Below are 21,728 nucleotides of genomic sequence, written 5' to 3' on the forward strand. Positions count from 1 at the left end.
CGCATGGGAAGGATTAGGGAGGCGCCATGACCACCCTCGTTGCTTCCCCCGGCACAGTCGACAGCCAGGCCGCTGCGCGACCGCACGCCATCGCCGTGTGGCTGTTGGGCGTGGCGGCGCTGGTGTTCGTGATGGTGGTGGTCGGCGGCATCACGCGGCTGACCGAAAGTGGCCTGTCGATCACGCGCTGGGATGTGGTTTCCGGCACGCTGCCGCCGCTCGCCGATGCCGAATGGCAGCGCCAGTTCGATCTCTATCGCCAGTCCAGCCAATACAAGCTGATGAACACCGGCATGAGCCTCGCCGCCTTCAAGGGCATTTTCTTCTGGGAATATGTGCACCGGCTGTTGGGCCGCCTGATCGGGCTGGCCTTTGCGCTGCCGCTGGCGTGGTTCTGGCTTCGCCGGCAGATCCCGGCCGGCTACAAGCCGCGGTTGCTGGCGCTGTTTGCGCTGGGTGGGCTGCAGGGCGCCATCGGCTGGTGGATGGTTGCCTCTGGCCTGGTTGACCGCACCGAAGTGGCACCCGAACGACTCGCCGTGCATTTGAGCAACGCGCTGATCATCATGGCCGGCTGCATCTGGACCGCGCTCGATCTGATCGACGGCGACAGGGCCAGACACGACCGCCCACGCACCTGGGTCTGGCCGGTGACGCTGCTGCTGTCGGTGCAGATCGTCTGGGGCGCCTTCACCGCGGGCCTGCGCGCCGGCCATGCCAGTGACAGCTGGCCGCTTATGCTCGGCGCGATGGTGCCGCCCGGCATATTGGGCAGCGCCCGCGATGCCATCGCCGATCCGGTGAGCGTGCAGTTCCTGCACCGCAGCCTCGCCTATGTGGTTGCGACGGCCGTTCTGATCGCTGCCTGGCGGCTGTGGCGCGCTGGCGCCGGCATGCGCGCGCTGGCCTTGGGCTGCCTGGTGCTGCTGCAATTCCTGCTCGGCGTGCTGGTCATCATCAATCATGTGCCGATCCCGCTGGGCGTTGCCCATCAGGGCGTGGCGGCCCTGCTGGTCGCTGCCACCGTGTGGGCCGCGCACTGGAGCCAGAGACGCAAGGCATGACCGCAAGGAATGTTCTGGGCGGCCCATTGGTCCCCTGCTCGATGGAGCCGCTCACCGGCTGGTATCGCGACGGCTGCTGCAACACTGATGCGGCCGATACCGGCCTGCACACGGTGTGCGCCGTGATGACCGAGGAGTTCCTCGCCTTCAGCAAATCCGTGGGCAATGATCTGTCCACGCCACGGCCGGAGTTTGGCTTTCCCGGCCTCAATCCAGGCGACCGCTGGTGCCTGTGCGCTGGCCGCTGGGAGGAAGCGCGTGTCGCCGGCTTTGCACCGGAAGTGGTGCTGGAAGCGACACACACCAAGACTCTGGAGGTGACCATGCTCGGGCATTTGCAGGCATATAGAGTGTGATCACCCCGTGGGACGGCGCCGATTTCGCCGGGGCCAAACTGGCGGCGCTGGTTGACGGCCACATCCTCACCTACCGCCGCGACATGAAGCCCGGCATCCCCTGGCCCGGCCTGATCGACCTGCCCGGCGGCGGGCGGGAAGGCAATGAAAGCCCTGGCGCCTGCGTGCTCAGGGAATTGCACGAGGAATTCGGCCTGCACCTGCCCGAATCCCGGCTCTGGTGGGCTCGCCCCTTTCCGTCCCTGCATCCGGTCGGCGGCATCGGCTGGTTCCTCGCCGCCGCGATCACCCGGCGCGAAGTGGAGTCGATCCGCTTCGGCAATGAAGGCCATTCCCCGCAACTGCTTGGGGTTGATGATTTTCTGGCTGCGCATGACGCGATCGGGCCCCTGCAACAGCGCCTGCGCCTGGTGCTGGAGACGTCGTAAAAGAGCGCGGTATCATAATACCACATGCCAAAAACCCCGGTTTTTCCTTGACCTGCGCGGGTGTTTCATCGATACGCCGCATCGACGCCGGGGCCAAAACCTCGGCCGTTTCGCATTTTGAAGAATGGAATCAACGCCATGCTCACCCGGACCACCGCCTCGGCCAAACCGGCCGAAGTCGAAAAGAAGTGGCTGCTGATCGATGCCGAAGGCCTCGTCGTTGGCCGTCTTGCTTCGATCATCGCCAACCGCCTGCGCGGCAAGCACAAGGCCAATTACACCCCGCACGTCGATTGCGGTGACAACGTGATTGTCATCAACGCCGACAAGGTGCGCTTCACCGGCAAGAAGACGACCGACAAGGTTTACTATCGCCACACCGGTCACCCCGGCGGCATCAAGGAAACCACCCCGGCCAAGATCCTGGAAGGTCGCTATCCGGAACGCGTGCTGATCAAGGCCGTGGAACGCATGGTGCCGCGCGGCCCGCTGGGTCGCGATCAGATGCGCAACCTGCGCGTGTTCGGCGGCGCCGAGCATCCGCACGCCGCGCAGTCGCCGGAAGTGCTCGACGTCAAGTCGATGAACCGCAAAAACACCACGCTTGCTGGTTGAGGGATAAGAAATGTCTGACAATCGCCAGTCCCTGTCTGATCTCGGCACCATGGATGCCGAAGGCCCCGTCAACACCGCCCACACTGGTGGCGGCGGCCCGCCCGCCCCGCTGCGGGAGCAGGAAATCGATGCGCAGGGCCGCGCCTATGCCACCGGCAAGCGCAAGAACGCCATCGCCCGCGTGTGGCTGAAGCCCGGCACCGGCAAGATCACGGTCAATGGCCGCGATCAGACCGTGTATTTCGCGCGTCCGTCGCTGCGCCTGGTGATCAACCAGCCGTTCGACGTCGCCGAACGCCGTGACCAGTATGACGTGGTCTGCACCGTGGTTGGTGGTGGCCTTTCGGGCCAGGCCGGCGCCGTGAAGCACGGCATCGCCCAGGCGCTGACCAAGTATGAGCCCGTGCTGCGCACCCCGGTGAAGCAGGCCGGATTCCTGACCCGCGACCCGCGCGTTGTCGAACGCAAGAAGTACGGCAAGGCCAAGGCCCGCCGCAGCTTCCAGTTCAGCAAGCGCTGATCCGGAGAGCCGGTTCAAGATCAACGCCGGGGCAGCGATGCCCCGGCGTTTTTCGTTACACCAACTTTTGCTTGGGGGCGGCCAATCGGCGCTGGCCTTCCCCTCTGGCGCGCAGGCTGTCAAAAGGCCGATCATGATTCGCAGCCTTCTCTCCTTCGTCCTTGCCCTGCTGGCCCTGCCGGCCCTGGCGGCTCCGGTCAGTGACCAGCCGCACACGCGGGTCGAACTGATCGCGCAGAGCAGCGCGCCCGCGCCTGGCAAGCCGTTGCAGCTCGGCATCGTGCTCACGCCCAAGGCCGGCTGGCACACCTATTGGCTGAACCCCGGCGATGCCGGCGCGCCGACGCGGGCCGAATGGCGGCTGCCAGCCGGTGTGAGTGCGCCACCGGAACTGCAATATCCGGTGCCGGGCACGCTGGTCGTGTCGGGGCTGATGAACCATGTCTATGAAAAGCGGAACATCCTCCTGACCGAGCTGGCGGTGCCCGCGGGTGTCGCGCCGGGCAGCGCCTTCCCGATTGAAGTGCAGGTCGATTGGCTGGTGTGCAGCCACGAACAATGCGTGCCGGAACAGGCCACGCTCTCGCTGCCGCTGGTGGTGGGTGACGGGGTCGACGATGCCACCATGGCGCCGCAGATCGCCGAAGGCCGCGCTGCGCTGCCGCGCCCGCTGGCCGCCACCGCCACCTGGGCGAAAGCCGGCACCCGCTTCGTGCTGAGCGTGCCGATGGCGGGCCTCGACAAGGTGCGCAAGGCCTGGTTCTTCTCCACCGGCGATGCCGTGATCACCCACGTGACGCCGCAGCAGGTGACCATCGCCGGCGACGCCCTGCGCATCGAGACGGACGCCGGCACCCCAGGCCCCGAAGGCGAGGTGACCGGCGTGCTGCGCGTCGAGATGGAAGGCGAGGCGCCGATGGGCTTTGCCATCACCGCCAAGGAAGGCAGCGTGCCTGGCCCCGGTGCCGCGCTGGCCGCCACCGGCGTCAGCGATGATGCGGCGGGTGGCGGCGACGGCCCCGGCTTGCCCCTGATCCTCTTGGGCGCGGTGCTGGGCGGCCTCATCCTCAACGTCATGCCCTGCGTGTTCCCGATCCTGTCGCTGAAGGCGCTGGCGCTGGCCAAGGGCAATGTCGATGCCCGCGAAGCCCGCGCCGAAGCGCTGGCCTACACGGCGGGCGTCGTGCTGGTCGTCACCGCGCTGGGCGGCCTGGTGCTGGCGCTGCGCGCCGCCGGTTCACAGGTCGGCTGGGCCTTCCAGTTGCAGGATCCGCGCGTGATCGCTTTCCTGCTGCTGCTCGTCACCGGCATTGCGCTCAATCTCGCCGGCCTGTTCGAGATCACGCTGACCACCGGCAACCTCGGGCAGGACAAGGCCCGTTCCGGCGGCGCGTCGGGCGCCTTCTTCACCGGCGCGCTCGCCGCCTTCGTCGCCACCCCCTGCACCGGGCCGTTCATGGCCGGCGCGCTGGGCGCGGCGCTGGTGCTGCCCACGGTGCAGGCGCTCTCCGTCTTCGCCGGGCTGGGCCTCGGCCTCGCCCTGCCCTTCCTGTTGATCGGCTTCAGCCCCGCCCTGCGCCGCCGCCTGCCCAAGCCCGGTGCGTGGATGGTCCGCCTGCGCGCCATCCTGTCCGTCCCGATGTTCCTGACCGCGCTGGCGCTGGCCTGGGTGCTGGGGCAACAGGTCGGCGTCAACGGCATGGCGCTCGGCCTGGCCGGTACGCTGGTGTTTGGCCTGTTCCTGTGGTGGCTGGGCAGCCGCCAGCATGGCGGCAAGAGCCTCGCCATCCCCGGCATTGCCAGCCTCGCCACCATCGTCGCCGCCGTGCTGCTGGTGCCCACCGCTGCCCCCGAAGGCGCCGCGAAAGCCACCACCACTGCCGCCAGCGAACTGAACGCGGTGAAATTCACCCCCGCCGCGCTCGCCGAATTGCGCAGCGCCAACAAGCCGGTGTTCCTCTACATGACCGCCGACTGGTGCCTGACCTGCAAGGTCAACGAGAAAGGCGCCATGGCCGATCCGGCCGTCGCCGAGGCCTTCAAGGCCAAGGGCATCACCGTGATGGAAGGCGACTGGACCCGTAACGATCCCACTATCTCGGCCTGGCTGGCCGAACATAAGCGCGCCGGCGTGCCGGTCTATGTCTATTACGACCCGGCCGGCGGCGAGACGGAACTGCCGCAGATTTTGACGGTGGACGCGCTGACGGCGTTGAAGGTTTAAGGCCAACAGAAGAATGCCTCCGGCGGGCAGGGACGCAGTCCCTGCACCCGTTTGATTTTGGACAGCCCTTTTCCAAGCGTGAGCGTCATGCTGGCGCAGGCCGAGATCCATGGCGCTGCGTGGACGATGATATCTTCGCATGACGGCAAGGTGGATGCTGGCCTGCGCCAGCATGACGGGCGCATTGTGAGGCAGGGCCGCCCGAAAACGAAAGTGGGTGCAGGGGCTCAGCCCCTGCCCGCCGGAGGCCCCTTCTTTTTCCTCAGGCCAGTGACAGCACAACCGACACCGGCCGGTGGTCGCTGGTTTCCGGCACTTTCTTCGGCCGCAGGGCGTTCACGCGTTCATGGATGGCGTGTTCCACCAGGCCGGCGCCGCTGCGGATGCGCGGGAACTGGTCTTTCGCCACCAGCCGCTGGGTGAACATGATGTGATCGAGCAGCAGGTGCGGATCGCGGGTGGGGTCCACCGGGTCCTTGCCGGAGAGTTTGTAGCTCCAGCGCAGCCCGGCCCCTGTCCCGCTGGCGGGCGCGCCATAATCGAACAGGGCGTGATTGAGGAAGCGTTCGGCCTCGAAGATGCTGCCCTGCAGATTGCCGATCAGATCGAAATAGAGATGCTTGCGTTCGAACACCTCGCGGCCCGGCCCGTCATTGAGATCGCCCATCAGCATCACCGCCGGTGCTGCATCCTGGGCGAAGCGGGCGTCGACATATTTGCGGATATTCTCGGCTTCGGTGGCGAGCTTGATGCGGTCGTTCATCACCTCCCGCAGGAAGGGATCGGCAAATTCGCTGCTTGTGTCGTCGGTCCACACGTCTTTCGGGTTGGTGCGGTTGAGCTTTGAGCGCAGGTGCGCGCCGATGAGCTCCACCCGCGCGCCACCGATCGTCGCCACCAGCACCTGCGGCTGGCGGACGTGGCCCCACGTGCCGGCCTTGCGCTCCGCCCAGTAGAACAGGCCCCATTTGCCGTCGCTGCGCGCCTGATCGGCGGCATCGGTATATTGGCTGGCGGCAAAGCGGCGCCAGATCTTCGGGTCCTGCAGTTCGGCGCCCAGATTGTGCCCGGCCTTGACCAGGAACCAGATCCACTGGCTGCCCGACAGCACATTATCTGGATAGCCATACAGGCCGCACAGCGCCTTGCGCGGATTGTGCGGCAGCGCTGCCAGCGCCGCATCGGTGCCGGGGATGGTGGGCACCACATAGGGCACGTGCAGCGTCGCCGCCCATTGCCGCAGCAGCGGCAGATCGGGCGTCGCCTCGGTGATGCACAGGATGTCCGGGTCCATCTGCGCAATCTGTTCGCGGATGAAGGGCAGCCGCGCCGCATCCTTGCCGCCCGGCGCGATCGCGTCGTGCATGTGCTTGATGTTCCAGCTGCTGATCTTGAACTGCGCCATGGCCGCAACATCCCCGGTTACGGCAGGCCGGTTGGCGCTGCCGCTGGTGCGACCCATGGACGAATTGTGCGCCGTTCGCGGGTGGGGTGGCAAGAGGCTGTTCAGGCCTCCCCCGCAAAACCCAGCATGCGCAGGGCGCCATCGGGCAGCGGGCGTTGCAGGGCGGCGGCTTTGGCCCAATCGGCGGTGAGCCAGCGCCGCTGATCATCGGGCGTGGTCAGGATCACCGGCATCGCCTTGGGATGATGCGGGGCGACATCGGCGTTGGGCTCGCAGGTGAGGAAGCCGAAGACGGTGAGGGTCACTTCGCCTTCGGCCCTTTTGCGCACCCCGGTCCAGCGGGTGGCGAGGCCGGCGAAGCAGGTGAGGCTGTCATCGGTGGGCGCGAACCACAACGGCTGGAAGCCCGTATCTGTCTTCACATGCTCCGCAAACGAGGTGAACGGCACCAGGCAGCGATATTGTGGCGCCAGCCATCGGCGCCAGTGCGGGCTGGCGGTGTTGCGGATATTGGTGATGCCGCGATCCACCGTCTTGCCTTCCAGGGCAAAGGCCGGGCTGGGCATGCCCCAGCGGGCGAGGCTGAGCGTGGGGCCGGGGGCTTCACCGCGGGCCAGGCCGATGATCGGCGCTTCGGCATCGGGATAAAGGCCGCTCAGCACTGGCAGATTGCCCAGCCGATCGTGCACCGCGCCCAGGTCCAGCGCGCGGGCGAGATCGCGCAGGGCCTGCTGGCCCTTGGTGAGCGCATAGAGATTGCACATGGCCAGCCCTTTCCTGCGCCCATCAAGCGCGGCGGGCGGGTATTGGCAAGTGGCCCTGCGGCCCGGCGGAAACATTCGCCGGGCCGCAGGGTGCAAGCGCCTGAAGCGGGCGGCTTCCGGTCCGCCGGCTTCAGGGCCTTGGTGGCTGCCGCATGCAGGGGCGCGGGGCAGCCACCAATCGAGGTGGATGGCTCAGAGCGGGGGCGGCACCAGGCTCCACATCCACAAGAAGGTGGCCAGTATGCCGATCACCCCGAGGCCAAGGCGGCGGGCAATGCGGTCACTGCCCGGCGGCGGCGGCGGCCCCAGGCCAAGCGCCACACCGCTGTTGGTGACGGGCGCATCCAGCGGCGAGCGCGGACGCACGGAAAACACCAGATCGGACCGTTTCACAGCGGGTTTTGGTGGCGCATCCGAGCGCGGGCGCGCCGCAGCCAATGAACCACCCTGCCCCGAAGCCCAATCCCTCGCCACGCCGACACCTCAACCCTTGCTCACAGGGCAGAATGTGCCACACCGGCCCGCCGCCAGCGCGGCAGACCGGGTCCATCATGGCGGTATCAGCGGCGGTTACCAAACCAGATTGGCGGTAACCGCTGCGCCCACGGGGCCGCTGCTTCGAGCTGGAATGCCAGATCCAACAACCGCGCATCATCGCCGCGCCGCCCGGCAAAATGCATGCCCAAGGGCAGCCCGTTGGTGGCAGTCATGATCGGCACGCTCATCGCGGCGGCACCAGCCATGTTCTGCACTGGTGTGTAGGCCACCAGCCGCATCATGTCGGCCACCACATCGGCGGGCGGGCGGCTGTGCGACAAAGTGCCGATCGGCACGGCATGGCGGCTCAGCACCGGTGTAAGCAGCACATCATAATCGCGGAAACTGGCATCATAGGCCGCGCGATAGGCCAGCAGCCGGCCGATCAGGGCCTGGAAATCGGCGGGCGACAAGGCGGCACCCTGCGCCGCCAGGTGGCGGGTGAGCGGTTCCAGCTGGGCGACGCCATCGGACCCCAGCGCCTTGCTGACGAACGCGACCGACTGCGCCGCACTGAACGCCCAGAAACTGAGGAAATCCCGGCCGAAATCCGCCGCGTTGAACGGCCAGCGGGCATCGGAAACCGTGTGCCCCATGCCGGAAAGCAGCGTGCGGGTGCGGGCAATGCCGGCCAGCACTTCCTGATCTGGCTGGCTGCCATCGGCGGTGACGGTAATCACTCCGATCCGCAGGCGCTCTCCCACCGGGCCAGCCAGGCGCGGCACCGCAGCGCCCAGCCCGTCGGCCCCGGGGCCCTGCAGCGCCGCCATGGTGAGCGCCGCATCGCGCACGGACCGGGTGAGCACATGATCCACCGCGATCTCGCCGGGATCATCCGCCGTCTTCTGCCCCGCCATGCGGCCCCGACTGGGCTTGAAACCGAACAGGCCGCAGAGCGCCGCCGGAATGCGGATCGAGCCGCCGCCATCATTGGCGTGGGCAATCGGCACCACGCCGGCCGCGACCGCCGCCGCACTGCCGCCCGACGAGCCGCCCGGCGAGAAATCCGGATTCCACGGGTTGCGGGTGGCGCCGTGGCTTAACGGCTCGGTCACGCACATCAGGCCGAATTCCGGCGTCGCCGTCTTGCCCAGCGGCAGGGTGTTCATCTGGGCAAAGGCATCGACAAAACGTTCGTTGACGGTCGCCGGTGGTGCTTTCTCAAACGCCCGGCTGCCGTTGCGGGTCGGCCAGCCCTTGTAGTCGTTCAAGTCCTTGATGAAGGTGGGTATGACCGGCTTGCGGTCATCCGCGGGCAGCGCACTGATCGCCCGCGGCCGATCGATCAGGGTGGCAAAATTCAGCTTCGCCTGCGCCGCCTCGGCCCACTCCAGCGCCGCCAGCACCGTTTCGCGCGCACTCACCTCCCCACTGCGGATGCGCGCGGCGAGGCCCATGGCATCATCAGGCGCAGCCGCGGCCGTACGCGCCGGCAAGGCGGTCGCTGCCACGGCGCCGGCCAGCAAATGCCGGCGGTTCAGGGTGAAATCGGCCATGGCTGTGCTTCCCTTGTCGTTTCACCAAGGTTGGCATGGGAGCGATGGGCGGGGAAGAGGAAAGAAGGAGCCTCCGGCGGGCAGGGGCTGAGCCCCTGCACCGGCTTTCGTTGCCGTGCGCGAATGGCCGGAGGGCAGAGGCCACGCCCCTGCCCGCCTGCGATCAGTTCAGATCAGGCCGAAACGGTCTGGCGACGGCGGCGTGCGGCAGCGCCGACAAGGCCGAAGCCGGCGATCAGCATCGCCCAGCTCGACGGTTCAGGGACGACGCCCGAAGTGCCGATGGTCAGCCCAGACCAGTTCTCTGTCCGGTTGGTGGTCAGGGTCAGGCTGGTGAAATTGCCGGTGAACTGAATCACGCCATGGGCTTCGCCAGCACTGATCGTGTTGCCGTTGATGGTGAAAACACCATTGCCCCAGAATCCCTGGCCCTGATCGATCAGGGTGAAGGGCGCGCCGAAGGTCCAGCTGGTCTGGATGTTGGGTCGGCCCAAGCTGATGATGGCGATGTAGGGATTGCGCACCGCCTTGGAGAAATTGATGGTGTGCACCACACCATCGCCCGACGGCGCGACGAAATCATTGTTGCCGGGCAGGTTGGACAGCGCGTCATAGGCCGCCCAGGGATTGCCGCCGGTACGCCAGTAATCGGTTCCGCCGGAAACCTGGAAGGTGTCGAACGGGCCGTTCATGGTGACCGTGGCACCGGCGATCGTGCCGGTGGCAGTGCCGCCGGCGACGCTGGTCCAGTCGGTCCATTGAATTGCGGCACTGGCTGATGTGGACATCAACGCGGCCACGGCGACGGCAATAACCCCACTGCGCATCACAAACCCCCTTCAAAAAGCCACCAATCGGCAACTACAGGCGACTCGCACACCCGATCGAAGAAAGTTAACGCTTTCTTAGGAAATTATGCAAGATTGAATCAGCGCGCTGCGGGTAGAGAGGTCGGCAGTGCAGAAAGGCGGGAGCAAGGGAGGAAATTGCCTCCGTCCCGGATCAAGTCCGGGATGACGTGGGCAGGGTCGCAGACCCTGCACCCGTTCGATTCAGTCTGGGCTCGCCGGCAACAGTCTGGCCATGCTGGCGCAGGCCAGCATCCATCGCGCCGCAACTGGTATCCATGCCACAGTGGATGCTGGCCTGCGCCAGCATGACGAAGGCATTTTGGAGAAGAGCGGCCCGAAATCCAACGGGTGCAGGGTCTGCGACCCAGTCCGCCAGAGGCTCTACTTCCGCTTGAACACTTGACGGCCCGCCAGCCAGGTTGCCGTCACCTTGATCTTCCACAGATCGCCTTCAGGCGCGGTGAAGGGATCGCGTTCCAGGGTGATGAAATCGGCATATTTGCCCGGTTCCAGCGTGCCGACCTTGGTTTCATTGTGGCCAGCACGAGCCGCCCAGGTGGTGAAGCCGGCGAAGGCATCGACAAGGCTGACCTTTTCCCACGGGCGCCAGCCGCCAGCCGGCAAGCCGTCGCGCGATTGGCGGGTGACGGCGGCGTGCAGGCCGAACATCGGATCGGGCGGTTCGACCGGAAAATCGCTGCCGAAGGCGAGTTCGGCGCCGCTCTTCTTGATCTGCTGCCACGCATAGGCGCCCTTGAGCCGCGCTTCGCCGACGCGGGCTTCGGCCATGCCCTTGTCAGACGTGGCGTGGGTGGGCTGCATGGAAGCGATGACCTTGAGATCGGCAAAGCGCCCGAGATCGGCCATGTCGACAATCTGGGCATGTTCGTTGCGGTGGCGGCGGGCCAGGCGCTCGGCCAGCGGCACGGCGGCATAGGCATCCATGGTCGAGCGGTTGGCCTGGTCACCGATGGCATGGGTGTTGACCTGGAAGCCTTCGCGGCTGGCTTCGGTGACAAAGGTCTTGAGCTTGTCGGCCGGGGTGATTTCCAGTCCGCGCGTATTCGGCATATCGGCATAAGGCGCGATCAGATAGGCGCCGCGGCTGCCGAGCGCGCCATCGGAAACCAGCTTCATCGACTGCATGGCCACCAGGTCGCCGTGGCTCCACGGGATCGGGCCACCCGGCGCGATCGCCTTGCGGTTATCGGGTCCGCCAGCCATCGCATAGATGCGCGCCGTCAGCTTGCCGGCCTTGGCGAAGCGGACGTAGCGATCCCAGGTGGGCTTGTCCATGCCGGCATCATGCGCGCCGGTCAGGCCGACCTCGGCCATGGTTTCCAGCGACTTTTCCAGCACCAGGTCGAGCCGCTGCTCGTCATCTTGCGGAATGACGCGGGTGATCAGCGCCATCGCCTTGTCCACGAACACGCCGGTGGGGTTGCCGGCGGCATCGCGGATGATCTCGCCGCCATCGGGCGCCTTGGTATCCTTGGTGATGCCGGCGGCTTTCAAGGCGGCGCTGTTGGCCCAGCCGGCGTGGCCATCGACGCGGGCAAACCACGCCGGACGATCACCGGTGACGGCATCCAGCTCGGCAGCGGTGGGAAAGCGGTTGATCAATTTGCCATCGGCGTACCAGCGTTCCTGGTTCCAGCCGCGGCCCATGATCCAGCCAGCCGCCGGAATGCCGGCCTTGATCCGGCCCAGCGCTTCGGGGATGGAGGCGGTGTCGCGCAGATCGACCACCAGTTTCAGCTCGCCCAGCCGCATCACATGGCCGTGCGCATCGATCAGGCCCGGCCACAGCGTGGCGCCGGCCATGTCCACCTTTGCACCGGCGGGCAGCGCGGCACCAGCCTTCAGCGTCGCTTTCACCTTGCCGGCATCATCCACCACCAGCGTTTGAAAGCGCTGCAGTTCGCCCTTGCTGTCGAGCGTGTAGCCATTGGCGTTGGTGTAGAGCGTATCGGCCAGCGCTGGCGCGGCAGTGGCCAGCAGTGCGGCAAGGATCAGTTTCTTCATTTCGGGTTTTCCCCTGTTTTCAAAGGTCTCTGGCCATGAACACCCAGTGCGGGAACATGATTTCCGGCACTTCCACTTCCGGATAGGCCGAAATGCGCGCGAATCCCAGCCGCTCATAAAGGCCAATCGCCGTTGCCAGCGTGGGCGAGGTATCAAGGAACATGGTGCGATAGCCAAAGCCGCGCGCATCAGCGATCAACCGCTCCGCCAGCGCGCGGCCCAGCCCCTGGCCCTTGGCAGCATCGCGCACATAGACGCGCTTCATCTCGCACACGCCGTCGCGCACCCGCCGCACACCGCCCATGCCGATGGGCTGGCCCTGCTGTTCGAGGATATGGAAGCAGCTTTCGGGCGGGCCGGGGCCGAGCGTTTTGGGGAGAACAGCCGGCAGATAGGCGCGGATGTCACCGCCGGGGAAAATGTCGGCCAGTGGGACGCCAAAGCGTGCGGCGACGCCTTCGAACACGAAGCGCAAATATTCTTCGTTGAGGTCGATCAGCAGGGCTTCATCATCCGGCAGGCGGGCCGGGCGATAGTAGACGCTCATTTCACCAACCGCCGGATCAGGCTGCTGGTGTCGTTGCGGTTGCCGCCAAGCGCCTGCACGTCGGCATAGAATTGATCGACCAGCGCGCCCATCGGCAGCGGCACGCCCAGCCGGCGGGCTTCGTCCAGCGCGAGGCCCAGATCCTTGCGCATCCAGTCCACCGCGAAACCGAAATCGAACTGGCCGCGCGTCATGGTGCGGGCGCGATTGTCCATCTGCCAGCTTTGCGCGGCGCCCTTGGAGATCACGTCCACCACCGCATCCATGTCCAGCCCGGCCTTCATGCCCAGCGCCAGGCCTTCGGAAAGCCCCTGCAATATGCCGGCGATGCACAGCTGGTTGACCATCTTGGTGAGCTGGCCACTGCCCGCCGGGCCCATGTGGCCGATGCGCTGGGCATATGCGCTCATCACCGGTTCGGCCGCCGCAAATGCCGCCTCCGTGCCGCCCACCATGATGGTGAGCTTGCCATTTTCCGCCCCGGCCTGGCCGCCAGAAACCGGCGCATCCACCACGTGCAGGCCGTGCGCGTCGCCCTCACTGGCCAGCCGGCGGGCGATCGCGGCGGAAACCGTGGTGTGATCGATGAACAGCGTGCCCGGCGCCATGGCGGCAAAGGCGCCATCTGGGCCCAGCGTCACCGCCTCCAGATCAGCATCGGCCCCCACGCAGGCGATCACCACATCGGCGCCGTCTGCCGCCGCCGCCGGCGTTGGCGCGGCGCGGCCACCATGGGCAGCCACCCAGGCGGCGGCCTTTTCGGCGGTGCGGTTGTAAACGGTGAGGCTGTGCCCGGCCGCCGCCAGATGGCGCGCCATCGGCCCGCCCATCACGCCCAGCCCCAGATATGCGATGTTTCTGCCCATGGGCCGGCTCTACCGCCAGCACCGCAGCGGCGCAATCAGCCGGGAAGGAACAACGACACCACGTCGCGGGCCAGACGCGCCGGACGCATGGTGGCGACATCAATGCAGCACCAGGTGCTCTTCACTTCGGCGATCACCTGTTCACCACGCCTGAACATGGTGGTGAAAAAGGCGCGCGCGCCCTGCACGCCTTCGGCGACCACGCTGGCCACAACATCATCGTCCAGGAACGCCGGCGCCCGGTAGCTGATGTTGTGATTCAGCGCGACCCACAGATGGGCGGCCACCGCGTCAGCCGGCGCGGTGTTCTGCCAATAAGCAACCACCGCATCCTGCACCCAACGCAGATACACGGCATTATTGACATGCCCCATATGGTCAATGTCTGCCGGCACCACCGCTACGTCATGCCGGTACATCGAACACGAATCCCTTCGCAAGAAACATGATGAATTGCTCATGTTCCTGGCCTTTGGTCAAGTCTTGACGGCGGCCAACCCTGCGCCCAATGCGGCAGCCCGATGGGTCAATCACGCCAACAGCATTCGCCATTGCGACGCCTGCCCACGCAGGCCCGCAGCCAGGCCCGGTTTGATCTGATCCTGGCCACGGCCGCCGACATGGTGGCCGAAGCCGGCGCTGCTGCGCTCAACACCAATCATCTCGCAGCCCGCGCCGGCATAGCGGTTGGCAGCGTCTATCAATATTTTCCTGACAAGACCGCCCTGCTCACGGCGCTGGCCCAGGCCCAGGTCGCCGCCTTCGAAGCCACGCTGGTGATGCCGGCCGATCCCGATCCCGCCCGCTGGAGCCTGGGCGAGGAAGTGGCACGCGGCGTCACGGCGCTGGCCGACTTCATGGCCGCCCACCCTGCCTTCCCGCAGCTTTATCTGGCCGCCCGCGCCGGCGGCGGTTCGGCGGCAGCCATGCTGGACGGCGGCGCGGCGCACTTCGCCGCCATCTTTGCCGCCCGTGCCCCCAAGGTGCCGGCCGCCGATCGGGACCGCCACGCCCATGTCGTGGTGGAAACCGCCCAGGCCCTGCTCACCCTGGCCGCCGCCGGCCCCGATCGCGACACCGCCCTGCCCGCCACCACCCGCGAAGTGATCGACCTCATCATCCGCTATCTCGCCCCCTTCTACGGGTAGCGCAGCCCGCCCTGCGGCGTTATGGAGCAGGGATGAACGCCACCACTCCTGTTTCGCCGGCACTGCAATCCCTGCAGGCTTTGCCGATCACCCATGCCGATGTGGAGGCCGCCGCGGCCAACATTCATGGCAAGGTGATCCGCACGCCCTGCCTGAAATCGGAAACGCTGAGCACGCTGACCGGCGCGCAGGTGTGGCTCAAGTTCGAGAATCTCCAGTTCACCGCCGCCTACAAGGAACGCGGTGCATTGAACCGCCTGCTCAGCCTGAACGCCGAAGAGCGCGCCCGCGGCGTGATCGCGGCCTCGGCCGGCAACCATGCGCAGGGCCTGGCCTATCACGCCCGCCGCCTCGGCATCCCGGCCACCATCGTGATGCCGCGCTTCACCCCGATCGTGAAGGTGCAGCAGACCGAAAGTCACGATGCCAATGTCGTGCTGTTCGGCGAGAAATATGATGATGCCAGCGCCCACGCGCTGGAACTGGCCGTCAAGAAGGGGCTTATCTACGTCCACCCGTTCGACGATGCCCAGGTGATGGCAGGCCAGGGCACGGTGGGCCTGGAAATGCTGGAGGACGTGCCGGAACTGGATACGCTGGTGGTGCCGATCGGCGGCGGCGGGCTGATTTCCGGCATCTCCACCATCGCCAAGGCGCGCAACCCGGATATCAGCGTCATCGGCGTGCAGGCCGAGCTTTACCCATCGATGTATGCCGCGATGAAAGGGCAATCGGCGGCCTGCGATGGCGACACGCTGGCTGAAGGCATTGCCGTCAAGAACCCCGGTGTGCTCACGAGCCAAGTGGTGCGCGCGCTGGTCGATGATATCGTGCTGGTGGGTGAGCGCGATCTGGAACGCGCCGTCTCGCTGCTGCTCACCATTGAAAAGACCGTGGTGGAAGGCGCCGGCGCCGCTGGCCTTGCGGCGCTGCTCGCCCACCCGCGCCGCTTCAAGGGGGCCAAGGTTGGCCTGGTGCTGTGCGGCGGCAATATCGATACGCGCCTGCTCGCCAACGTGCTGCTGCGCGATCTGGCCCGTTCCGGGCGGCTGGCGCGCCTGCGCATCCGCCTCAAGGATCGGCCCGGCCAGCTGTTCGAAGTCGCTCGCATCTTCGATCAGCAGCAGGTCAACATCCTGGAAGTCTATCACCAGCGCGTGTTCACCAATCTGCCGGCCAAGGGCCTGATCACCGACATCGAATGCGAAACCCGCGATCGCGATCACCTCGATCGGCTGGTCGAAGCCCTGCGCGCCGCCGGCTATGAAACGCGACTGGTCGAAGCGGACTGATTTACCCTCAACCGGACTGGCCAGCCGCGCAATCCCGCGCTAGCATCGCCGTTATCGGGGGGTAGCGCGGTCCACAAGGTGCCGCTGGGCACTGGCGAGGTAAGGGCGTTCACGGGTGACGGATCAAAGCTATCGGTTTCCGCGCTTTTTCGTGACGGCGCCTTCGGCCTGCCCCTATCTGCCGGGCCGCACCGAACGCAAGGTCTTTGCCGAACTGAAAGGCGATGACGCCCCCGCCATGGCCGAAGCGCTGGGCCGCATCGGCTTTCGCCGCAGCCAGAATGTCGTCTATCGCCCCAGCTGCGATGGCTGCAACGCCTGCATCTCGGTGCGCGTGCCCACGGCGCGCTTCAAACCTGGCCGTAGCCAGAAGAAACTGCTCGCTCAGCATGCCGATCTGGACGTGCACGCCTGCGAACCCTGGGCCACCGAGGAACAATGGGCACTGCTCCGCCGCTACCTCGCCACCCGCCACCCTGATGGCGGCATGGCCGCGATGGACAGCCATGATTTCGCCGACATGGTGGAACAATCGCCGGTGGACACGGTGATGGTCGAATATCGCGAGCCCAGCACCGATGGCCGCCTCGGCCGCCTCGTCGGCTGCTGTCTCACCGACAAGCAAGCCGACGGCCTGTCGATGATCTACAGCTTCTACGACCCCGATCTCGCCGACCGCTCGGGGCTCGGCAATTTCATCATCCTCGATCACATCACCCGCGCCGCCCGCGCCGGGCTGGCGTTCGTGTATCTGGGCTACTGGATCGAAGGCTGTTCGCGCATGGCCTACAAGACGAAGTTCAAGCCGGTCGAAGCGCTGATCGGCGGCCAGTGGCGGGACGTGGAGTAGAAGGGGCCTCCGGCGGAATCAGCCGATCAAGCATTCCCGTCGCCAGTGCCGCTTTCACATGATCGATGAAGGCGCGCAGTTTGGGCAGCACCTGGGCGTGGCCGGGGTAGTGCAGGAAGAGGCCCGGGCTGGAGGGGGAGAGCGGGCCGAGCACCACTTCGAGGGCGCCGCTGCGGATGTCGTCGATCACCAGCGGTTCGCTCACTTGCGCGAGGCCAAGACCGCGTTTGGTCAGCGAGACCACGGCGGTGTTTTCGTTGACGATCACGCGGCCCTTGATGGCGATTTCCACCATGCGGTTGCCGTCGATCAGGCGCCACGGCATCACCGATCCGTTGGAGATGCGCTGGCGGATGCAGTTGTGGCTTTTCAGATCGGCGGCGCTTTGGGGCCGGCCGTACTGGTTCAGATAATCGGGGGTGGCGACCACCACGAAGCGGAAGGGTGGGGAGAGGCGGACGCTGATCATGTCGGCTTCGAGCAGTTCGCCCACCCTGATGCCCGCGTCGTGCCCGCTGGCGGCCAGATCGATCAGGGCGTCTTCGCCGGTCACTTCCACATCCACATCGGGATATTGGTCGCAGAAATCGGCAATGATGGGTTCGATCAGCAGCGGCACAACGGAGCGCGGCATGTTGAGCCGGAGCAGCCCGGCCGGGCGGCCGCCGTAGGTGCGTGCGCCTTCCCAGGCGTTCACCAGGCTGGCGAAGGCCGGGGCGGCCTGGGCGTGGAACAGCGCGCCGGCTTCGGTGAGGCCCACCGAGCGTGTGGTGCGGATGAACAGCGGCACGCCGATGCGGTCTTCCAGCTGGCGCACGGTCTGGCTGATGGCGGAGGGGGAGACGCCGAGATCCTCGGCGGCTTCGCGGAAGGACTTGCGTTCGGCAACGCGCAGGAAGGCTTCGAGGCCATCGAGCAGGTTGCGCGGGATTGTGTAGCTGTTCTTCATGGGGCAACAATCATTGCGTGGATTAACTTGGGTCTGAGTGTGACTTAAAACCCAGTCATCGGCAAGCCACTGCCGCCGACCACTGAAAGGACCCAGACCATGATCACCCGTTTCGCCATCGACCGCCTGACCATCGCCGCCCTGGCACTGACCGCCATCCTGCCCTTCGCAGCGCTGAGCCCGGCCCAGGCCGGCACCGCCCAGTGCGCCGTTGAAGCCCAGCAGCTGCGCACGGAAATCAGCGCGGCGCAGTCCAAGGATGCCGCCAAGGTGCTGCGCACCGTGAAGACGGCCGAGATGATCTGCGCGGAAGGCAACACCCACGAAGCGGCCAGGAAGTTCGCCGCCGCCCGTGCCCAGCTGGGCAGCACCGTCCAGCTTGCCGAGCGTCGCTGAGATCCCGGGCTGAAACCCGCCTGCCGGCCCCTCATCCACCGGCAGGTCTTGCGGCGGCCACCCTTGCCCCAGGGTGGCCGCCGTTTTTCGTTTACAACCCTGCCCGCGCCACCAGGGCAGCGGTGGAGGGATCAAAGCCCAGATCCTCGCCGGCCAGCAGGGCATTGGCCAGTTCCTTGCCCAGTTCCACGCCCCATTGATCGAACGGGTTGATGCCGAGCAGCACGGCGGCCGTGAAGGTGCGATGTTCGTAAAAGGCGATCAGTGCCCCCAGCGTGGCCGGATCAAGGCGATCGAGCAGCAGCGTCGATGATGGCCGGTTGCCGCTGAACGTCTTGGCGTGGGCCAGGGCGGCATCGCCACCCGATTGCGATAGCGCCGCCTCGAAACTGCGGCCCTTCAGCAATGCCGCCCCTTGCGCGAAGCAATTGGCCAGCAGCTGGCGATGGTGGGTGGCGGGCAAATCATGCGCGGGTTCCAGCACGGCGACGAACTCCACCGGGCCCACGCACGTGCCCTGGTGGATCAGCTGGAAAACCGCGTGCTGGGCATCGGTGCCGGTGCCGCCCCAGGTGATGGCGGCGGTTGGCCCGGCCAACGCGCTGCCATCGCGGCCAACGCCCTTGCCGTTCGATTCCATTTCCAGCTGCTGCAGATAGGCCGGCAGCAGCCGCAGCCGCTCGTCATAGGCGAAGATGCCGCGCGTCTGCTGGCCCTGGCCATGGGCGGCCCACACATCGGCCAGCGCGGCCAGCACCGGCAGGTTTTGCGCCAGCGGGGTGTCGCGGAAATGCGCGTCCATGGCAGCAGCGCCGGCGCGCAACTGGCTGAGCGCCTCTGGCCCGCAGCGGATGGCGAGCGGCAGGCCGACGGCAGACCAGAGCGAGTAACGCCCGCCCACGCTTTCCGCGAAGGGCAATATGTGGCTGGCGCCCCAGGTGGCGGCACGGTCGGGGCGGGCGGTGATGGCGACGGCTTCAGCCTTCACTGCGGCCGGATCGCGCCCGGTGGCGGCGGCCAGCGCCTCCAGCGAGGTCTGCGCGTTGGTCATGGTTTCGGCGGTGGTGAAGGTCTTGGAGACGACCAGCAGGCGCGTTGTCGCCGGTGTGCAGGCGGCCAGCGCCCGGTGCAGCGCTTCGCCATCGATGTTGGCGACGACATGCACTGTCGGCCCGTCACCATCGCGGCCCAGCGCATCGTTCAGCAGCGCTGGGCCCAGCGCCGAGCCGCCGATGCCGATCAGGATCACATCGGTGACGCCTTCGGCGCGTAACTGGCTGGCGATGCGATTACCATCATGGGCAGCGGCCTGCGCCACGGCAACATCGGCGGGGCTGCCCACGCCGCGTTCGGCGCAATGGGTGGCGGCGCGGCCTTCGGATGGGTTCACCATTTCGCCAGCCAGCAGCCGCGCCCGCCAGCCGGGCAGATCGGCGGCCGTGCAGGCGACGAGCAATTGATCGAGCACCGGCAGCGGCAGCGCGAGGCGGGACAGATCCAGCGCCAGGCCGCAGGCGCTGGCGGTCAGGCGGGCCAGCCGGTCAGGCTCATCCGCGAACAGGGCGCGGATATCGACCGGGGCAGCCCCGGCGGCGCGAATGGCAGCAAGATGGTCCATGGGCGCCGTTTTCCTGCCTTGGGCGCGCGGAGTCCAGCCTCTATCTCCGCGTCAGGCTTGACCGGCTGGCGCAATCGGCCCACGGCGAAGCCGATGACTCGCAAGCGCAAGGCAATGCCCGATCCGGGGCCCGGCCCCGAACTGGCCCGTGCCAACCGAATGGAGCGGCTGGCGACGTTCGCGCGCGACGTGCTTGGCCATGAATTTGCCGATCTGGCGCTGCTCGATCGCGCGCTTACCCACGGCAGCGCCACTCGGCAGCCCGGCGCCAGTTACCAACGGCTGGAATTCCTGGGCGATCGCGTGCTGGGCTGCGTGGTCGCCAGCCTGCTCTATGGCCAGCACGACGAAGCCGAAGGCCGGCTGACGGCGCGGCTGCATGCCATGGTGGAAGGCCCGGCCAATGCCCGCGTGGCGCGTGGCTGGAATGCCGGCCCGCTGATCGCGATGGAGCCGGTGAGCCGCGGCAAGGGCCTGGCCGACAGTGACAATGTGCTGGGCGATGTGGCCGAAGCGGTGACGGCAGCGGTGTTCATCGATGGCGGCTGGGCGGCGGCGGCGGCGTTTGTCACCCGCCATTGGGGCCCGATGATGCAATCGGACCAGCCATTCCTGAACGACCCCAAGAGCGCCCTGCAACAATGGGCGCTGAAACGCCGGCTCGGCATGCCCGAATATCTGGTGGTGGGCCGCGATGGCCCTGATCATGCGCCGGTGTTCACCGTGGAAGTGATGGTGCGTGGCCAACCGCCGGCCGAAGCCAGCGGCAAATCCCGGCAGGAAGCCGAAAAGGCCGCCGCCACCCTGTTGTTGAAGAGCCTGGAATCATGACTACCGAATGCACCCCCATCACTACCCGCTGCGGCAGCATCGCCGTGGTCGGCGCCCCCAATGCCGGCAAGTCCACGTTGGTCAACGCGCTGGTGGGCCAGAAGGTCGCCATCGTCTCGCCCAAGGTGCAGACGACCCGTCAGCGACTGGTGGGGATCGCGGTGCACGAGTCTGCCCAGATGCTGCTTGTGGATACGCCCGGCATCTTCGCCCCGCGCCGCCGGCTGGACCGGGCGATGGTGAAGGCCGCCTGGGATGGCGCCACCGATGCCGATGTGATCGTGCTGGTGCTGGATGCCAAGGCCGGGTTGAAGGGCGATGTGCCCGACATCATCGCAGCGCTGGCGAACCGCCGCGAGCCGAAATTGCTGGTGCTCAACAAGGTCGATATCTGCGTCAAGGAGCGGCTGCTCGATCTGGCCAGCCGCTGCAACGCGCTGCTGCCGTTCGAGGAGATTTTCTTCATTTCGGCCAGCACCGGTGACGGCGTACCGGAACTGAAGGCGGCGCTGGCGAACCGCCTGCCGCTGAGCGCCTGGCATTATCCCGAAGACCAGCTGAGCGATGCCACCACCCGCCTGATGGCAGCCGAACTGACGCGTGAGCAACTGTATCTGCAATTGCACGCCGAACTGCCTTATGCCGCCACCGTCGAAACCGAAAAATGGGAAGAGCGGCGCGATGGCAGTGTTGCCATCCACCAGCAGATCATCATCGAACGGGACAGCCAGAAGGCCATCGTGCTGGGCAAGGGCGGCAGCCGCATCAAGGAAATCGGCGCCGCGGCGCGCGCCGGCATGGCCGAACTGATGGGCCGCAAGGTTCATCTGTTCCTGCACATCAAGGTGCGCGCCGATTGGGGCGATGATCGCAGCTTGTACAATGCAGTCGGGCTGGACTTCGTCGACTGAAGCCGGCCGGGAATCGAAGTGGCTGCGAAACGAAA

General features: G+C 66.7%; 23 protein-coding genes. 12 read left to right on the plus strand and 11 right to left on the minus strand.

The window, feature by feature from the left end; all coding sequences use genetic code 11:
• Positions 1 to 26: 26 nt before the first annotated feature.
• From D619_RS0112505 to D619_RS0112530, 6 genes are all read left to right on the plus strand, one after another.
• A complete protein-coding gene (locus D619_RS0112505; RefSeq protein ID WP_017668939.1) occupies positions 27 to 1,064 on the plus strand; it encodes a COX15/CtaA family protein in 1,038 nt (345 codons plus the stop codon).
• A complete protein-coding gene (locus D619_RS0112510; protein WP_026091023.1) occupies positions 1,061 to 1,420 on the plus strand; it encodes a DUF2237 domain-containing protein in 360 nt (119 codons plus the stop codon). Before D619_RS0112505 ends, D619_RS0112510 begins: the two co-directional genes overlap by 4 nt.
• A complete protein-coding gene (locus D619_RS0112515; protein WP_017668941.1) occupies positions 1,417 to 1,848 on the plus strand; it encodes an NUDIX hydrolase in 432 nt (143 codons plus the stop codon). The genes D619_RS0112510 and D619_RS0112515 overlap by 4 nt, the downstream gene beginning before the upstream one ends.
• A gap of 138 nt (positions 1,849 to 1,986) precedes the next feature.
• A complete protein-coding gene (gene rplM / locus D619_RS0112520; RefSeq protein ID WP_017668942.1) occupies positions 1,987 to 2,463 on the plus strand; it encodes a 50S ribosomal protein L13 in 477 nt (158 codons plus the stop codon).
• 10 nt (positions 2,464 to 2,473) lie between these two features.
• A complete protein-coding gene (gene rpsI / locus D619_RS0112525; RefSeq protein WP_017668943.1) occupies positions 2,474 to 2,983 on the plus strand; it encodes a 30S ribosomal protein S9 in 510 nt (169 codons plus the stop codon).
• Between the two features lie 133 nt (positions 2,984 to 3,116).
• Positions 3,117 to 5,207: a thioredoxin family protein gene (locus D619_RS0112530; protein ID WP_017668944.1), complete on the plus strand. Its 2,091-nt coding sequence runs from the start codon at positions 3,117 to 3,119 to the stop codon at positions 5,205 to 5,207.
• Between the two features lie 262 nt (positions 5,208 to 5,469).
• Here the strand turns inward: D619_RS0112530 and D619_RS17405 are convergent, their stop codons facing one another.
• The 9 genes from D619_RS17405 to D619_RS0112575 all read right to left on the minus strand — a co-directional run bounded on the left by D619_RS17405 (position 5,470) and on the right by D619_RS0112575 (position 14,117).
• Positions 5,470 to 6,669 (minus strand): endonuclease/exonuclease/phosphatase family protein, encoded by a 1,200-nt coding sequence (locus D619_RS17405; protein WP_017668945.1) that lies wholly within the window; start codon positions 6,667 to 6,669, stop codon positions 5,470 to 5,472.
• Between the two features lie 44 nt (positions 6,670 to 6,713).
• Entirely contained in the window at positions 6,714 to 7,376 is a 663-nt protein-coding gene (locus D619_RS0112540) for an SOS response-associated peptidase family protein (RefSeq protein WP_017668946.1), read from the minus strand.
• A 192-nt stretch (positions 7,377 to 7,568) separates the two neighbouring features.
• Entirely contained in the window at positions 7,569 to 7,769 is a 201-nt protein-coding gene (locus D619_RS0112545) for a hypothetical protein (protein WP_020480482.1), read from the minus strand.
• 167 nt (positions 7,770 to 7,936) lie between these two features.
• Positions 7,937 to 9,409, minus strand: coding sequence for an amidase family protein (locus tag D619_RS0112550; RefSeq protein ID WP_017668948.1), 1,473 nt, complete (start codon positions 9,407 to 9,409; stop codon positions 7,937 to 7,939).
• Between the two features lie 173 nt (positions 9,410 to 9,582).
• Positions 9,583 to 10,236 (minus strand): PEPxxWA-CTERM sorting domain-containing protein, encoded by a 654-nt coding sequence (locus tag D619_RS18370; protein ID WP_017668949.1) that lies wholly within the window; start codon positions 10,234 to 10,236, stop codon positions 9,583 to 9,585.
• A gap of 405 nt (positions 10,237 to 10,641) precedes the next feature.
• Positions 10,642 to 12,285 carry an amidohydrolase gene (locus D619_RS0112560; RefSeq protein ID WP_017668950.1) on the minus strand — a complete coding sequence of 548 codons (1,644 nt, stop codon included), beginning with the start codon at positions 12,283 to 12,285 and terminating at the stop codon, positions 10,642 to 10,644.
• Positions 12,286 to 12,304: 19 nt separating this feature from the next.
• Positions 12,305 to 12,832, minus strand: coding sequence for a GNAT family N-acetyltransferase (locus tag D619_RS17410; protein ID WP_017668951.1), 528 nt, complete (start codon positions 12,830 to 12,832; stop codon positions 12,305 to 12,307).
• Positions 12,829 to 13,698 carry an NAD(P)-dependent oxidoreductase gene (locus tag D619_RS0112570; RefSeq protein WP_017668952.1) on the minus strand — a complete coding sequence of 290 codons (870 nt, stop codon included), beginning with the start codon at positions 13,696 to 13,698 and terminating at the stop codon, positions 12,829 to 12,831. The genes D619_RS17410 and D619_RS0112570 overlap by 4 nt, the downstream gene beginning before the upstream one ends.
• Positions 13,699 to 13,733: 35 nt before the next feature.
• Complete coding sequence (locus D619_RS0112575; protein WP_026091026.1) at positions 13,734 to 14,117, minus strand: thioesterase family protein; 384 nt, start codon at positions 14,115 to 14,117, stop codon at positions 13,734 to 13,736.
• Between the two features lie 132 nt (positions 14,118 to 14,249).
• On the opposite strand from D619_RS0112575, the gene D619_RS17415 reads away from it, so the two are divergent.
• From D619_RS17415 to D619_RS0112590, 3 genes are all read left to right on the plus strand, one after another.
• Positions 14,250 to 14,846: a helix-turn-helix domain-containing protein gene (locus tag D619_RS17415; RefSeq protein ID WP_017668954.1), complete on the plus strand. Its 597-nt coding sequence runs from the start codon at positions 14,250 to 14,252 to the stop codon at positions 14,844 to 14,846.
• Positions 14,847 to 14,878: 32 nt separating this feature from the next.
• The gene (locus D619_RS0112585; protein WP_017668955.1) at positions 14,879 to 16,138 is read left to right on the plus strand and encodes a threonine ammonia-lyase; all 1,260 of its coding nucleotides are present in this window, start codon (positions 14,879 to 14,881) and stop codon (positions 16,136 to 16,138) included.
• A gap of 115 nt (positions 16,139 to 16,253) precedes the next feature.
• Complete coding sequence (locus D619_RS0112590; protein WP_017668956.1) at positions 16,254 to 16,988, plus strand: arginyltransferase; 735 nt, start codon at positions 16,254 to 16,256, stop codon at positions 16,986 to 16,988.
• Here the strand turns inward: D619_RS0112590 and D619_RS0112595 are convergent.
• Complete coding sequence (locus D619_RS0112595) at positions 16,939 to 17,937, minus strand: LysR family transcriptional regulator (protein WP_017668957.1); 999 nt, start codon at positions 17,935 to 17,937, stop codon at positions 16,939 to 16,941. The two genes, D619_RS0112590 and D619_RS0112595, sit on opposite strands and share 50 nt — an antisense overlap.
• A 99-nt stretch (positions 17,938 to 18,036) precedes the next feature.
• Between D619_RS0112595 and D619_RS0112600 the strand changes: the two genes are divergently transcribed.
• Complete coding sequence (locus D619_RS0112600; RefSeq protein WP_017668958.1) at positions 18,037 to 18,333, plus strand: hypothetical protein; 297 nt, start codon at positions 18,037 to 18,039, stop codon at positions 18,331 to 18,333.
• 91 nt (positions 18,334 to 18,424) lie between these two features.
• Here D619_RS0112600 and pgi read toward each other — a convergent pair whose 3' ends face one another.
• Complete coding sequence (gene pgi, locus D619_RS0112605) at positions 18,425 to 19,951, minus strand: glucose-6-phosphate isomerase (protein ID WP_017668959.1); 1,527 nt, start codon at positions 19,949 to 19,951, stop codon at positions 18,425 to 18,427.
• Between the two features lie 93 nt (positions 19,952 to 20,044).
• Between pgi and rnc the strand changes: the two genes are divergently transcribed.
• The gene (rnc, locus tag D619_RS0112610) at positions 20,045 to 20,782 is read left to right on the plus strand and encodes a ribonuclease III (protein WP_020480484.1); all 738 of its coding nucleotides are present in this window, start codon (positions 20,045 to 20,047) and stop codon (positions 20,780 to 20,782) included.
• Complete coding sequence (gene era / locus D619_RS0112615) at positions 20,779 to 21,693, plus strand: GTPase Era (protein ID WP_017668961.1); 915 nt, start codon at positions 20,779 to 20,781, stop codon at positions 21,691 to 21,693. Before rnc ends, era begins: the two co-directional genes overlap by 4 nt.
• Positions 21,694 to 21,728 lie beyond the last annotated feature (35 nt).

This window comes from Sandarakinorhabdus sp. AAP62, assembly GCF_000331225.1.
Taxonomy (GTDB): domain Bacteria; phylum Pseudomonadota; class Alphaproteobacteria; order Sphingomonadales; family Sphingomonadaceae; genus Sandarakinorhabdus.

Excerpts from the sequence above, each read along its gene's own strand:
- D619_RS0112570 (WP_017668952.1), bottom strand. The coding sequence starts at position 13,698 with ATGGGCAGAAACATCGCATATCTGGGGCTGGGCGTGATGGGCGGGCCG.
- D619_RS0112575 (WP_026091026.1), bottom strand. The coding sequence starts at position 14,117 with ATGTACCGGCATGACGTAGCGGTGGTGCCGGCAGACATTGACCATATG.
- D619_RS0112595 (WP_017668957.1), bottom strand. The coding sequence starts at position 17,937 with ATGAAGAACAGCTACACAATCCCGCGCAACCTGCTCGATGGCCTCGAA.
- era (WP_017668961.1), top strand. The coding sequence starts at position 20,779 with ATGACTACCGAATGCACCCCCATCACTACCCGCTGCGGCAGCATCGCC.
- D619_RS0112600 (WP_017668958.1), top strand. The coding sequence starts at position 18,037 with ATGATCACCCGTTTCGCCATCGACCGCCTGACCATCGCCGCCCTGGCA.
- rnc (WP_020480484.1), top strand. The coding sequence starts at position 20,045 with ATGACTCGCAAGCGCAAGGCAATGCCCGATCCGGGGCCCGGCCCCGAA.
- D619_RS0112585 (WP_017668955.1), top strand. The coding sequence starts at position 14,879 with ATGAACGCCACCACTCCTGTTTCGCCGGCACTGCAATCCCTGCAGGCT.
- D619_RS17410 (WP_017668951.1), bottom strand. The coding sequence starts at position 12,832 with ATGAGCGTCTACTATCGCCCGGCCCGCCTGCCGGATGATGAAGCCCTG.
- D619_RS18370 (WP_017668949.1), bottom strand. The coding sequence starts at position 10,236 with ATGCGCAGTGGGGTTATTGCCGTCGCCGTGGCCGCGTTGATGTCCACA.
- D619_RS17405 (WP_017668945.1), bottom strand. The coding sequence starts at position 6,669 with ATGGGTCGCACCAGCGGCAGCGCCAACCGGCCTGCCGTAACCGGGGAT.
- D619_RS0112550 (WP_017668948.1), bottom strand. The coding sequence starts at position 9,409 with ATGGCCGATTTCACCCTGAACCGCCGGCATTTGCTGGCCGGCGCCGTG.
- D619_RS0112505 (WP_017668939.1), top strand. The coding sequence starts at position 27 with ATGACCACCCTCGTTGCTTCCCCCGGCACAGTCGACAGCCAGGCCGCT.
- D619_RS0112560 (WP_017668950.1), bottom strand. The coding sequence starts at position 12,285 with ATGAAGAAACTGATCCTTGCCGCACTGCTGGCCACTGCCGCGCCAGCG.
- rpsI (WP_017668943.1), top strand. The coding sequence starts at position 2,474 with ATGTCTGACAATCGCCAGTCCCTGTCTGATCTCGGCACCATGGATGCC.
- D619_RS0112540 (WP_017668946.1), bottom strand. The coding sequence starts at position 7,376 with ATGTGCAATCTCTATGCGCTCACCAAGGGCCAGCAGGCCCTGCGCGAT.
- D619_RS0112510 (WP_026091023.1), top strand. The coding sequence starts at position 1,061 with ATGACCGCAAGGAATGTTCTGGGCGGCCCATTGGTCCCCTGCTCGATG.
- D619_RS0112530 (WP_017668944.1), top strand. The coding sequence starts at position 3,117 with ATGATTCGCAGCCTTCTCTCCTTCGTCCTTGCCCTGCTGGCCCTGCCG.
- rplM (WP_017668942.1), top strand. The coding sequence starts at position 1,987 with ATGCTCACCCGGACCACCGCCTCGGCCAAACCGGCCGAAGTCGAAAAG.
- pgi (WP_017668959.1), bottom strand. The coding sequence starts at position 19,951 with ATGGACCATCTTGCTGCCATTCGCGCCGCCGGGGCTGCCCCGGTCGAT.